Origin of the sequence: Grimontia sp. NTOU-MAR1, from assembly GCF_035758505.1 — a bacterium.
Classification (GTDB): Bacteria; Pseudomonadota; Gammaproteobacteria; order Enterobacterales; family Vibrionaceae; genus Enterovibrio; species Enterovibrio marinus.
Window position 1 is genome coordinate 1,464,423 of sequence record NZ_CP142109.1, and the last position, 13,989, is coordinate 1,478,411.

Genomic DNA, 13,989 nt, shown 5'->3' on the forward strand with positions numbered 1-13,989 from the left:
GTTCTATTTCCGTGGGATTTAACGAAGAAGTCTGCGCATTGAGATGGCTAAAAGCAGTTAAGAATCCTGTGTGATGAACCCTCAACTGCCTGATCATCAATTAAGTCGTTATTAAGTCCCTGTCAGACTCTCAACTTCGCGTTTTATCTCCGCTGTTTTAACGTTAAGTTGGTCGTATTTTTCCTTGATGATATCGAACCCCTCCCCGTTATCTTTTTCGATAGAGAGGCACAAATCCGCCAGATCTTTTGCGCCAATCATGTAAGCAGCCCCTTTCATTCTATGTGCAATTTTTCTAACTCCAGAAAGATCCGAAGACGTCACTGCATTCTGTAACGCCTCCATATCTGCCTGTTGGGTAGAGAGATACTTAGTAAGAATGTGAAGCAGTATCTCTTCACTGTCTCCTACTTGGTCTTTGAGTTGGTCCAAATCAAATGTGGAGCAGTCTTCCAAACCAATCACTGATGAATTTGAGGGTTCTCTCTGTGCTTTTGTTAATGGCTTAGTAACGTCGTTGTTAGGCTCCCAACCTTTTGCGCTCGATATTGCTTTATCTCCTGATAAATAAAGCATCATCAAGTTAACCAATGCTTCTTTAGTGAAGGGCTTTGCCAAATGGGCATTCATTCCTGCGTCAAGACAACGCTCTGCGTCACCGGAAAGTGCGTTAGCTGTGACAGCGATAATTGGAACATTCCTATCGAAATCTCGGATATGACGGGTGGCTTCAAAGCCATCCATTTCAGGCATTTGGCAGTCCATCAAAATGAGATCGAATGGATCAGCTCGGTGTTTTTCCAATGCTTCAAGACCATTGTCGGCCAAGGTTGACTGACATCCTAGACTGTTCAACACCAATACCATCAGGTCTTGGTTTACTAGGTGATCTTCCGCTATCAGTACATTTAGCCCATCGAAACGTACCCCATCTAATTCGACTTCAGTCACTTCGACATCAACGGGCGAATCCTCAGACAACGCGTGTATCAGAGCGTCTGGATTAATCGGATTAACTAAACACGGCATGCCAAATTCATCAACCACACCACTGTGGCTAATTAATATGGAATGGCCAGCATGATGAATCACCGAACGCATCTCACTGATCATATTGTCGTCAATAAACAAAAGTGTCGATTCAGATATCACTCCGCTTGAGGCTTCGTCTCCCGCCCACTGCTCAACCTCGATACCCACATTAGAAAGATAAGCTTTCAAGACCGAGTAAAGTTGACCATCCTTAGTAACGACCATCGCTGACATTTTTTCTATCTCTGGCTTCAATGTCAGCTTCGCCAGTAAGGGATCTGTTTTTCCCTCTACCATTATTAGAGGCACATCAACGGTAAACGTCGTGCCTACCTCTTCTTTACTCACAACCTTAATCGTGCCGCCCATTAGCTCAGCCAATTTGCGGCAAACAGGCAGCCCAAGCCCTGTTCCTTGATAAGAACGGGAGTAGGAATTATCAACTTGGGTGAAGTTTTCAAATATCGTTTGAAGCTTTTCCTCTGGGATACCTATACCAGAGTCTTTCACTTCAAGTCTGACATGCTCTCGTCCGTTGACATTAACCAAACTCAGCTGAACCATCACCGCACCATGTTTGGTGAACTTCAGTGCATTCCCAACTAAATTCAGGATAATTTGTGTATAGCGCACTGGATCCAGCATTAACCAATGTGGCAGTTCTGGTTCAATCAAACAGTGCAGTCGAAGGCTCTTCTCTACCGCTTTTGCGTGAAAAACCACCAGCGAATCATGGACCAAATCAGGCAGTTCACATTCCTGTTCTAATAAACGCATTTTGCCTGCTTCAATTTTGGTCAAATCGAGAACGTCATTAATGATATTGAGCAGGGCATTAGATGAATGAACCAATGTATCGACAAAGTAGGTTTGTTGTTGGCTGAGGTCAGTTTCTTTCAGCAGGGTAGACATCCCAACAATCCCATTCATCGGCGTGCGAATCTCGTGACTCATCATAGCGAGGAAGTTAGTTTTCGCCTCATTGGCCCGTTCTGCGTCTTCTTTCGCTCGGACCATTTCTTCTGAAATGAGATCATTAAGCTTTTTCTGGCGAACGAAGTTGACCATAGCACTCAAACTCGACAGTACAGGCTCAAGCCAAGACACCAAATCTTCGTCGTAGTTGGTCGATTCATCAAACAGGCACACCACCCCCACCAACTGGTTTGATAGGAAAAGGGGCATGCTAAGCGAGTTAATGATGAGCTTGCCGTTATTTGCTGACAGCCCTGCAAGTTGCAGGCTTCTGTCACCCTTTTGGGTATCAATCACTCTCATGACCACATTGCGGACAAAATCTTCTGACACATAGCCATTGGCAATCAAACGTGTTTGGGCGAGAACCCGGTAATTGTTTTGCGCTTCATAATCGAGCTCTACTATGATCCCGTGATTACTTTCTCCAATCTTCAGAAGGATTTTCAGCACTTCACGGAAGCTATTATGAAAATCATCACTTATCAAGAACTTATCTTGTAACGTCTTAACCGCGGAGAACAGTTCTGCACCTTTAGACACTTTGATTTTGTCTAGATGCTGTTCGGTAATATCGCGGATAATCGCAACCTGGAGTGGTTTCTCGTTAACCTCAATCTTGTTAGAGCGTACCTGAACAATCTGTCTATCGTTACTTCGTATCAACTCATAATTCAGACTTTTGGTATTGAAGCCGTATAGTGCTTGAGAAAAATAAGCACGGGAATCAGGTACTACCTTGGCAATGATTCTTGAAAGCGTGACTTTTTCCAACGGTACATCGTCAAGCTCAAACATCCGTCTCGCCGCTTCATTCAATGTCGAAATTTCGTGGTCTTCACCGAGCACCAGAAGACCGTCTTTGTAGCTGTGAATGATGGTATTGAGATAGTTCTTACTGGATTCTATCTCTTTAATAGCCCGAGCATATTTCCAGATCAAAAACATGATCATCAAGTCGAGCAAAAAAACCTGCGCGATACCAGAGACAATCTCTGACGTCAGCGTGCTTTCAATCGGCCTTGGATCTTCATAGATGATGAGATCACCAACTTTGGTTTCTTCGTCTAGCTCATCATAAATCAAAGGAATGCTACGAAGACGAAACTCATTGTTGAATTCTCCGCTTTTGGGCCTGGTAATATGACGGAAGTTGTCATCTTTAGAAATGACTTCAATTCGATAAACAAAGCGGGAAAGCGACTCACTCTCCAAATCCTTGGTCACCGAATCAAAATCGTAGTTCCACATCTGGGCGGGAAGCCGGTAAGACAGACGCGCAATGATAGATTGAAGTTCAAAATCCATTTCGCCATATAGACGATCGTGTGTTTTGTAGTAGTTAAACACGCCAAACACACTGAGGATCAGTGTGCCGCTGACAACCAGAATTACTGCAAGTTTCGTCCGCATCATCAGCATAGCGTCATACCTGCATGCTGGAAGTTATGTCCGCGGTACTACTGCGAGCCTGTTCGTATTCTTTCAACACCGCTTTATCATTAAGCTTTAGCTGATTACACCAATGTACCAAGCCATTCCAGTTTGCGTGTTCAATATCATGGCATAGTGACAGAAACTGTCCGTAAACCCCTTCTTTAGAAATTAAAGCACGCTTAACGTCACTGGAAAGATCGAGTTCACCCACAATGTCTTCCATTGGCTTGCTCAACATGACGTCCAGCATGGAGAATGCACCGACAATAAAGGCTTCATCTTTATCAAAGTCGCGGATGGAAGTATCCAGCATCGATAAAAATGTCGCGCGAGTTAATGAAGCACTTTGCAATTGGTGGGCATGTTGGTGATTAAGGTTGGTCATTATCAGCAATGACACCAGACGACGCAGCGCCTGCACGCCAAGATAAACCACTGCCTGACGGGGATTCGAAATTTTGTTAGTTTTAGTCTTTGCCAGTATGTTTGCACTGGCAACCACTTTGTAGAGCAAAGATACATCTTTGGAGATGATTTTGGTCAGTGTGTCGATATCGTCCGGATTACGGTTGATGATGATGCACACATCCAGTAAGGACATGACCGAAGGTGCAATATCTTCGGAACGCTTAATCTGTGGTTTTTCGAAGAAATAGCCTTGAAACAGGGCAAAGCCACAGTTTTGAGCAGCAGCCAATTCATCCTGCTTTTCTACTTTTCTTGCAAGAAACACTTGTTGGGAGTATTGAGAAACCACATCTTCCCACTCTGAAGGCTTTGAACGTTCCATACTAATACTGAAAATATCCACTAGCTCAAGATGATTTCGCCATTCATTGGCCATGGCTTTTCCATCCATCAGGACGCGGTAACCTTCTGTGCGATAAGTGCGCAACTTACTCACAATCTCCTGGGTTGGCAGACATTCGTCGGTGACAGCAATGATCAGATGTTGAGGTGGCATTGAAAGCGGAATTTCGTCCATTAAGGACGACTCGCCAAAACTGACGATGTACCGAGTGTTATCGGGTTTACCACCACACGCGAGGAAGTTGGCACTAAGAATTCGTGACGTAGCGGTATCTTCATCAATTGATGGGAACTTGTTCTCCAAGCCTTCGCGAAACAGCAGCTCGCTTCCCCAATGTTGGAGGTCATTATCGAAAATCGGCTGACAAGAGAAAAATACTTCGGCCACGCGGGGTCAATCCTACAATTAAGAATCCTCTTTAAAAATTAGACCAAAAACCGCATTTTTCCTTCTTTTTCCGCTAAATAAGTCACACACCGAGGAGACTGGGATGTTGATAGACGGATGAAAAAAAGGAAGCCTTTCAGCTTCCTTTTACTGGTTACACCGCTTCTTCCTCCAAGCGGTAGGGAATTCGTATGGGTTTATCACTTGAACCGCCAACAAACACCGCGCTTATCTTGTCGTTTACTGACTCGACACTTGCCCATAGTAAGGAGCGCTTGTTCAACACCTCACCCTGTTCAAACAGGTAACGGTATTTTCCCCCCTGGTAAATGTGAAGATAGGAGGCTAAAGCACCAGCGGCACTGCCTGTCGCTGATTCCTCATCAATACCTAATGCCGGAGCAAAGTTTCTGCATCGAGCAGATATGTCTGATTCTGTCGGCGTCAGGGCAAACGCATGAATCGCGCCAGTACTGGTTTTGCGGTTAAACGCTGAAATCGCTTTCTGATCAGGTTTGATAGTGAGCAGTTTTGCCTCATCATCGACAGGAACGATAATATCCCACAACCCAGTAGAAACCGCCTTAATTGGCATTCCCGTCGCGAGTATGTCTTCTGCCGAAAGGCCGAGTAGCGGCGCAATATCTTCCTCGCTGAAGGTTTCACCAAACTCGGGCAAGACCTGCTCCATATTGATTCGGCCATCTTCTGCTACTGTTACACCAAGCACCCCAGCACCGGTTTCCTGTTTGTACTCGCCTGCTTCAATTTTTCCTGTTTTAAAAAGCGTTGAGAAAGTGCCTACGGTTGCGTGACCACAGAAATCAACCTCTTCGGCAGGCGTAAAGAAGCGAACACGGTAGTCCGCCTTTTTTGAAGGAGAAAGAAATGCGGTTTCAGAGTAACCAAGCTCAGCGGCGATGGATTGCATCTGTGCGACGGTCAGCCCGTCACCGTTTATCACAACCCCAGCAGGGTTGCCGCCTTGGTTGTCTGCCACAAAAGCGTTTGTTACATAGACTTCAAGAATATCTGACATAGTTACACTTCCTTAATTCTTATTATTGTCAGTTGGCTTTCCATCGAAAGATGTCGAGTCAAATCAGCCTGAACACGCCAAAATGTTCAGCACCTACCCTCTATCCCACTCTTTCTGTTGAAGAAGTTAATGCGAAAGGGAATCAATTTACTTGGGTATCTTTGTTACAGTGTTACAAAATGCTGTAAAACACAAGAAATTGATTAATATTAAGGGAAGCAACAATAGGCGCGCTGCGGCCTTGATAGCTTCCTCACTTTTTCATTAAAATACGATTAAACGCAATTTGGGTGGTAACAAGATGATCGACTTAGAAAACCTGATGAAAGATGCGCCAGAAAGCGAACCTGATATTCCATTGCCTTCGATGGAAGAGCAAAAGCGAATCGTTGCTGAACTAAAAGCGCTGGAAGAAAAAGGCGAACTGACGCCAGAGATTTTGGAAAAGTACTTTGGCGCTAAAAAAGCCCAATAATTTCCTTCAGGTCAGAATGTCTCAGCAAGAACACTTAGAACGCGCCTTGTTAGGCGCGTTTTTTCGTGGCTAATCAGCGTTAATCGGCCTTAAGATACTTTCAAAAAAGGCTGCATCATCAAACAGTACTGAAGCCATCTCTGACAAGGTTTTGTTATCAATTCTCTCTATCACCTGCTCCGGGAAAATCAACCCTTCCAGGTCATAACCCCACAAGTCATAGCGGGCGATACTCCCCACCAGAAACTGAGGGTCTGTCTGGGATTCATACCAATCTTTAATCAGTTGGCGAGCCGCATTGTTACGCTCTGTTTTCGTCACTGGCTTGGTCAACGCTTTCCTGATTTCCGGCCATAGTGACTCAAGTTCTTTCTCCTTATCCGGAGAAACCAGCGCTGTCATCGTGGTGGTAACAACTGCCTCTCCATCCCATGTCCAAGAAGAGAAAAACGGGTCATAAGACAGCGAATACTCTTCCCTCACAATTTGGTTATAGCGTGTCTGCAATACGCGGTTGAGCAAATCTTCTGCAAATACCGAATCCACTGTGCGAGGCGTTGAACTACGAATGAAGACCTGCTCTACGTAAGTCCGGTCTTCAGGAGATAGATGTTTAACTACCCTTCCACCTTTCTGGTTGTAGATCAGTGATTTCACTTCCGTTCTCTCTCGGGTCGTTTTCAGGTTACCCAAAAGCGCTGTCACTACGCCCTGAACAGCCAATAATGGTTCATCTGAAACAACGTAAACACTGAAATACCCCATATCACCAAACAGCTTGTTAAAAAGCGATGTCACGTCTTCAAATGTAACCGACTCATAGTCTTCAATCGTCAGCGGTGATTCGTAGGAAGGTGAAGGGTAAATCAAATTAAGTGAAGCACGGTCGAAGACTTCATAAGGGGATGTCTGGGCAATATTTATTCGCTCAATCAGCCGCACCTTTTCCCGCTCAAATGCCCCTTCACTTGGCGTGGTGTTTTCAACGAGATAGCGCAACGCGTTAAGACCATCCAACAAGTATTCTGTCGGAACATACATTGAAACACTATGGCGGTTTCCGTACACCTGAGGTTCAATATTCACTCCCAGCGATTCTAAATAGTGGGAATAATCGTTTGATGACACCTCACCCACTGATCCATTGCGATAAGTTTCGAACAGCAGATCTAGCGCAGCTCTTTCCTTGGTAGACATGGCTGCCACACCACCTTTAGCCTGGAGTACGACCTGCGTTTCGTAGTAGCTATCGTCCATTTTGTAATAGAGTGCTGGCATGCCATTCGGTAATTTCCAGCGAAAGATGTTCTCAGCCATTTCAATCGCATCTTCCGTCACAGTCACAAACGGCTCAGGCTGTGGAATTTGTACTTCCGCATACGAAACCTTCACTATTTCGCCTTGATTTACAACAGTATTCATATAGCTATCACGCTGTTTTTCAGCATTGGCGATAGACTCCCCCTTGCCGTATACGATTGTCAGAGACTGGTTGGAAGGTTTGAGGAGGCGAGTCAGTTCGCGGTTAAGATCGTCTAGTTCGATATCCTCAAGGAATTTGTTGAAGTTATCGTTTTGTTCTGAACGACTCTGTGGCAAACGGTTGTAGTAGAAATCGTTATATACGTTCTCAGCGACTTCTATCGGAAGTTGGTCTTCGTGAAAGAAATTTCTGGATTCATATTGCTCTACAAGAGACAGAAACTCATCTAAGGTCACTCCGTGATCACGAAGTGATGCGATGTTGCGGGCAACTGAATCCAGCACATAGGGGCGATCGATATCGTTGAACTCAACGCTCAGTTCATACACCTTCCACCCAGGCATAAAGCCGAAGTTGAAATACAGGCCGTTGTGGGAAAGGTTTTCCCTTTCAAACTGTTCCTCCAAGCGAAGTTGAACAGCGTCAAGAACCATCCACCGCAACCAAAGATCCCTCTGCTCAGCCAGTGTATGTGGGTATTTGTCCTCACCATCTTTGAAGCTGACCACCAAGGCGGGTGATTCACCTTGGGAAGCGTATAGCGTTAGTGGGTATTGTGTATCTCTATCCACGGGAAGAATACTGTAAGGCTCTGGCAATGTGCTTTCTGTACCAAGTGAAGAAAATTCCTCTTCAATTTCTACCTTCACATTTTCAACATCAAACCCACCAATCACCACTAACTGAATACGATTTGCCTGATACCACTTGTCATAAAATGCTCTCAGGCTTTCCGCTGTCACTCGATTAAGTGTCGATTCGGTACCTATCGGATCCCTGTCGATATATGAGCTGTCATCAATCAGATCATCATAGAGTTTTAATGGCCATGGAGTATCTTCGCGATTATCGCGTCGCCACTCCGCAAATATTACCCCAACTTCACCTGCCACTTCGTTACGGTCAAGCGTCATGCCATCCGAAATATCACGAAACCAGTCCAATGCGTCAGGTAGACGTTTGTGATCTGGCAATGAGAGTTGGTATACAGTTCGCCCATACTCGGTCACTGCGTTAATATCAGGGCCAAACTCCACACCCACCTGTGCAAACTCTTCAAACACTGAGTTGTTGGGATAACGTCTGGTGCCATTGAATGCCATATGCTCGATAAAATGCGCATAGCCGCGCTCATTATCTTCCTCATCTAAACTCCCCACATTCACTATCAGGCGAAGTTCAATCTGTTCCCCCTCGATCGGATAGAGGTGGTAACGCATACCATTGGGAAGGGTTGCAGATACCCAGTTTGGATCGGGCGTCAGAGTTGGCGATTTAGGAAATGAAGCACAGCCGGAAATCAGTAAGACAAACAGAGCGACTGCGTAACGAACGAGCATAGGTGCACCAGACAAAGTGATTAAAAATGAAAGCGATGCTTTCAATCAAGCACAATATAGGTGTATCAGTAAAGGCAAGTATCCTGAAACCCTCTGACGATTCTCAGTTTCAATCATTTAGTAGCAAGTTCACTGGGACGCACAGGTATCAATAATAAAAAGCCGCTGTCTGGGCAGCGGCTTTGTTTCTGATTATGAAGACAAATCAAAACGATCAAGATTCATTACTTTTGACCAAGCTGCAACAAAATCACTGACGAATTTCTTCTCTGCATCTTGCGTGGCATAAACTTCTGACAGAGCACGGAGTTGAGAATTAGAACCAAACACCAAGTCTACGCGGGTCCCAGTCCATCTAAGCACACCCGATTGGCGGTCTCGGCCTTCAAATACATCATCACCGTTCAGCGGTTTCCATTCCACACTCATATCAAGCAGGTTTTTGAAGAAATCATTGCTCAGTGCTTCAGGGCGTTCAGTGAATACACCGTGGCAATCTCCACCTGCATTGGTATTCATCACACGAAGGCCCCCTACCATTACTGTCATTTCCGGCGCTGTCAGCGTCAGTAACTGCGCGCGATCAACCAACAACTCTTCTGCAGAAACCGCATATTTGGTTTTCTGGAAGTTGCGGAAACCATCCGCCTGCGGTTCGAGCACGGCGAATGATTCTAGACCCGTTTGCGCTTGGGATGCATCGGTGCGGCCAGCGGTGAATGGCACAGATACAGTATGGCCTGCATTCTGCGCAGCTTTTTCAACACCCACACTACCCGCCAGCACAATCAAATCTGCCAACGATACTCGTTTGCTGCTTGTCTGAGCGCTGTTGAAATCAAGCTGAATACCCTCCAGTTTTGCAATCACGTTTGTAAGTTTCTGAGGTTGGTTAACCTGCCAATCTTTCTGCGGTGCCAGAGCAACTCGGGCACCATTTGCACCGCCGCGTTTATCTGAGCCACGGAAGGTCGACGCCGAAGCCCATGCCGTTGTGACCAGATCAGACACTGAAATCCCTAATTCGCCGATTTTGCCTTTCAGTTACGCGACATCGGCGTCATCGATCAGATCGTAATCACGTGAAGGAACAGGGTCTTGCCAAATCAGCTCTTCTACTGGTACTTCTGAGCCAAGATAACGGGCTCGTGGCCCCAAATCACGGTGAGTGAGTTTGAACCATGCCCGGGCAAAAGCATCTACAAACGCTTCCGGATTATTCATAAACCGGCGCGAAATTACTTCATAGGCCGGGTCAAAACGCAGCGAAAGATCAGTCGTCAGCATAGTAGGTAGACGTTTTACGCCATGATCAAACGGGTCAGGAATCACACCATCCGCGTCTTTGGCAATCCATTGATACGCACCTGCTGGACTTTTCTCCAGCTCCCATTCAAAGCCGAACAGGTTCTCGAAGAAATAATTACTCCATTGGGTTGGCGTTTGTGTCCAGGTTACCTCCAAGCCACTTGTGATAGCGTCTCCAGCCTTACCTGAACCGTAGCTGCTAATCCAGCCAAAACCCTGTGCCTCAAGCGGTACCATTTCCGGATCTGCCCCCACCGGCGCAACATCACCTGCACCGTGGGTTTTACCAGACGTATGACCACCAGCTATCAGTGCGACTGTTTCTTCATCGTCCATTGCCATCCGAGCAAATGTTTCACGGATATCTTGGGCTTCAGCAAGAGGATCTGGGTTGCCATTAGGACCTTCTGGGTTGAAGTAAATCAAACCCATTTGTACGGCAGCCAGCGGCATTGTGAAAAGGGCATGGGCTTGTGTTAGACATGATTGCTCTCCGTTTGCTGTTCCATGTACTTAGTAGTTTTAGGTATAAGAGTAATTTAATACGGAAACCAATAAGTTGTCTTCGCACCAGCGACACATAAAATCCATCTCACCTCGAAAGGTTTACTCATCCCCCCTTTTCAATACGTTACACAACTCACAACATCTTGTTTTCGAAACGCTCAATCAAAATAGTAAGAATTTGATCAAAAAAGACCTCATTTTATGAGGCCTTAAACTTAAGATTCATTATTTTACTTACAAGGGCTATTTAAGTTCCCAAGGACCCCAAGTAGATCCTGGTACATCACCTTTCGTCCACCACTTCGCTTTATAGGTGTTACCCTCATAGATAGCAATATCGCCGCCATTGTAGACTTTGTCTGCACTCCAATCTTTCGCTGAACCATCATCAAACGCTTCCCATACTGCCGACGTTCCCGGCTCCTCGCCTTTGGTCCACCATTTAGCAGTATATTCAACGCCGTTGTGAGTCACTTTGTCGCCAGTGTTATAGACCTTGTTTCGATCCCAGTTGCTGTCTACTGGCGTATTACCTTCAACGTTCACAACGACAGTTGCTTCAACAGTTTCTGCACCATCAGTCACAGTGACAACGACGTCAACCACGCTGTTTTCTGTTGAGTCTACTGTCGCCACAGATACTGTTGCGCTGTTACCTGTTTGAACCAGCTCTCCCGAAGACGCAGTAAACGTTAGAGAATCACCTTCGGCATCAGTTGCTGAAAGGTCAATCACCGCGATTTCGCCTGCTTTTACAGAAACAGATGCTGGTGCAGTCAGTACTGGTGCAGTGTTAACCACATCACCTGAACCTTTGACGTTCACCGTCACTGAACCGCTGTCAGATTTACGGCCATCAGACACAACCACTGTCACGGTGTCAGTCAGATCAACACTAGTGTTTGGAGCCTTGTAGGTGACAGTCGCGGTGCCATCGCCGTTGTCCATGACATCCGCGCCATGAACAGTGAACGACAGCGCATCACCGTCTGCGTCAGTCGCTGACACGGTAAAGCTAATCACCGCTCCACTATCGGCGTTTTGAGCACCCGGCAAAGCCAGCACCGGCGCTTCGTTTGGAATCACGTTCTCACTGAACACTTGGTCAATCTGCTCTGCTAACGGCGAACGAAGATTGGTGCATTGCTTCAGCTTGGTGCCGTAATTCACGAAAGTGCCCTCACACTGAATGTCACCATGAACCTGCCAGACAATGATCCCGCCTAATTCGTTGTTGACGATGTACTCCGCTTTCTTACGAATTGAATCAGGATCGTCATAGCTCAAGAAATATTTGCCTTTCACTGCATACGGCACTTCCGCGTTTGCATCCCACTTGTGTGCCCAGCCTGATTGCTTGGTCAGGTAGTTGTAGTTTGGTTGGCCTTCAAACGCTTTCCAGTTGGTCAGGTCTACTGCCGAAACACTAGGACCATCGACAGAGAAGTTCACGTTACGCTTGTCAGTCGGGGCACCAAGGTAAGCTTCCGCTTCTGTTGTTTGAACACCCCGTCCGTAAAAAGCAGCACCGAAGTTGATTTGTTTTGGATTAATACCCTTAACATTCACCATCCAGTTTTTCAGGGTATCCAGGTTTAACCCTTCAAACTCTTCTTCTGGATATGGGTAAAGTGGTGAGTTATGGCCAGCCACATTAGACCAACCACCGTTCAGGTCGTAAGTCATCATATTGAAGTAGTCCATTGAACGTTGCAGACGCGCCCAATCATAACCTTCAAGAGCTGCTGGTACTGCTTTGAATGCTGCTGTTAGAAGACGGTCAGGGCCAATACGCTCACGGATATCATCCATCAGTTGTTCGAAGTTTGCGTAATCTGCATCCGTACCTGTGAAATTCATACCACCTGAACCTGGGTACTCCCAGTCGATGTCAATACCATGGAAACCAAGCGCAACCAGTTTATCGATGTCTTGCAGGAAGCGTTCTTTCTTAACAGGGTCGGCAGCCATTTCTGGGAAGTGCTTGGACATACTCCAACCGCCGATAGACGCCATCACCTGTACACCTTTTTCGTTCGCCAGATCGATCAAACCCGGCGCGCCACCCGCTTTCTTGAGGGGAATTGGCATCTGGCCAGTGATACCGGTTGGCGCATGTTTCCAGCCACGTCCATCTTTCACAAATCCCTGAGCCTGAACTTTTGCCAGCGCTTCTGCTTGCCAAGGTTCAGTTCCTGGATATTCATGGATGTACTCCAGCTCACCCCACAGAATGTGAAAGTCCCAGCTTGAGTAGACATCAGGATGAAGCAGTGGGCCTGGCTCTTGAACAGCACCTGGCTGGTAAATGCTCTTATTGCGAAGGTCGCCACTGTGTAAAGAGCCATCTTTCGCTACGCCAAAAAAAGAAAAGTTGAGGATGTTGTAGATATCCATATCTACGTTCAGATGTGTAGCCTCACCTTTTACGCTAAAACCCGCATCAGACCCCTTCCATGCTTCCCACTGGGTCAGGTAACCGATAACCGCTTTATCGTGCGATGGTGCTGCGGTTGCAGTCGCGGTAACGCCAAGCGCTACGGCCACACAGGCAGCAATCGCTGTGAACTTAAGTCCCTTATTCATATTATTTTTCTCCACGTCATGGATATTGGTGTTTTCCTTAAGGAATACTCTTTCACCACTTAATTTATGACGCGAATAAAAATCACAAAGTTTGGTATCGTGCTTCGGAATGAAATTGATTAATTACATTTTTTGCCAAAAACTTTTGCAGCAATGCTGTATCAGACACAGAATTTGAGCAGTCATATCCCTCACGGAAACTAGAATGACATTTCTTTAAAATTCAATAAGTTTGAACAAGGGTCACAGATCAGAACTGTGACCAAATCAAGTCCGGAATAAAAAAATCTCCGCCAGTGCAAAACGTAGCGGAGACAAGCAACAAGGAGAATGCGCTAATTAAATCATCTCCTTTCGGAGATAGTGAGTGTAAACCGTGCTGTGAAGCACAAATCCTATATAGCAAACGCCGTACCAATTATGAAATCACAGAAAAACCAGAGAAAATAATTCTTTTCAATTAGTTAAGATAATAGAATTGACTGTATCTGGGGCAATCGTTGCACCAAAGCAATGCATTACAACTCAATGCACCTTCAGATGTATTCCAATTCTTTACTGAGTTCTGGATAATGACATTTAACTAATGAACCAACTAAGAGAGTTACA

Annotated in this window: 6 protein-coding genes and 1 pseudogene; 1 reads left to right on the plus strand and 6 read right to left on the minus strand. The window is 45.8% G+C overall.

All coding sequences use genetic code 11. The features are described from left to right. Window positions 1-111: 111 nt before the first annotated feature. From VP504_RS24770 to VP504_RS24780, 3 genes are all read right to left on the minus strand, one after another. The gene (locus VP504_RS24770) at window positions 112-3,429 is read right to left on the minus strand and encodes an ATP-binding protein (RefSeq protein ID WP_442788924.1); all 3,318 of its coding nucleotides are present in this window, start codon (window positions 3,427-3,429) and stop codon (window positions 112-114) included. A gap of 4 nt (window positions 3,430-3,433) precedes the next feature. Further along, entirely contained in the window at window positions 3,434-4,642 is a 1,209-nt protein-coding gene (locus tag VP504_RS24775) for an EAL and HDOD domain-containing protein (protein ID WP_325894673.1), read from the minus strand. A gap of 154 nt (window positions 4,643-4,796) precedes the next feature. Continuing rightward, the gene (locus tag VP504_RS24780) at window positions 4,797-5,681 is read right to left on the minus strand and encodes a PhzF family phenazine biosynthesis protein (RefSeq protein ID WP_325894674.1); all 885 of its coding nucleotides are present in this window, start codon (window positions 5,679-5,681) and stop codon (window positions 4,797-4,799) included. 301 nt (window positions 5,682-5,982) lie between these two features. Here VP504_RS24780 and VP504_RS24785 point away from each other — a divergent pair, with 301 nt between their 5' ends. Next, the gene (locus tag VP504_RS24785; protein WP_062714274.1) at window positions 5,983-6,156 is read left to right on the plus strand and encodes a hypothetical protein; all 174 of its coding nucleotides are present in this window, start codon (window positions 5,983-5,985) and stop codon (window positions 6,154-6,156) included. Between the two features lie 69 nt (window positions 6,157-6,225). Here the strand turns inward: VP504_RS24785 and VP504_RS24790 are convergent, their stop codons facing one another. The 3 genes and pseudogenes from VP504_RS24790 to VP504_RS24800 form a co-directional block, all read right to left on the minus strand. Further along, window positions 6,226-8,979, minus strand: coding sequence for a M16 family metallopeptidase (locus VP504_RS24790; RefSeq protein ID WP_325894675.1), 2,754 nt, complete (start codon window positions 8,977-8,979; stop codon window positions 6,226-6,228). 192 nt (window positions 8,980-9,171) lie between these two features. Then, window positions 9,172-10,737 (minus strand): annotated as a pseudogene (gene katG / locus VP504_RS24795) (catalase/peroxidase HPI); the annotation flags it as partial. 300 nt (window positions 10,738-11,037) lie between these two features. Further along, complete coding sequence (locus tag VP504_RS24800) at window positions 11,038-13,380, minus strand: glycosyl hydrolase family 18 protein (RefSeq protein ID WP_325894676.1); 2,343 nt, start codon at window positions 13,378-13,380, stop codon at window positions 11,038-11,040. Window positions 13,381-13,989: the final 609 nt, after the last annotated feature.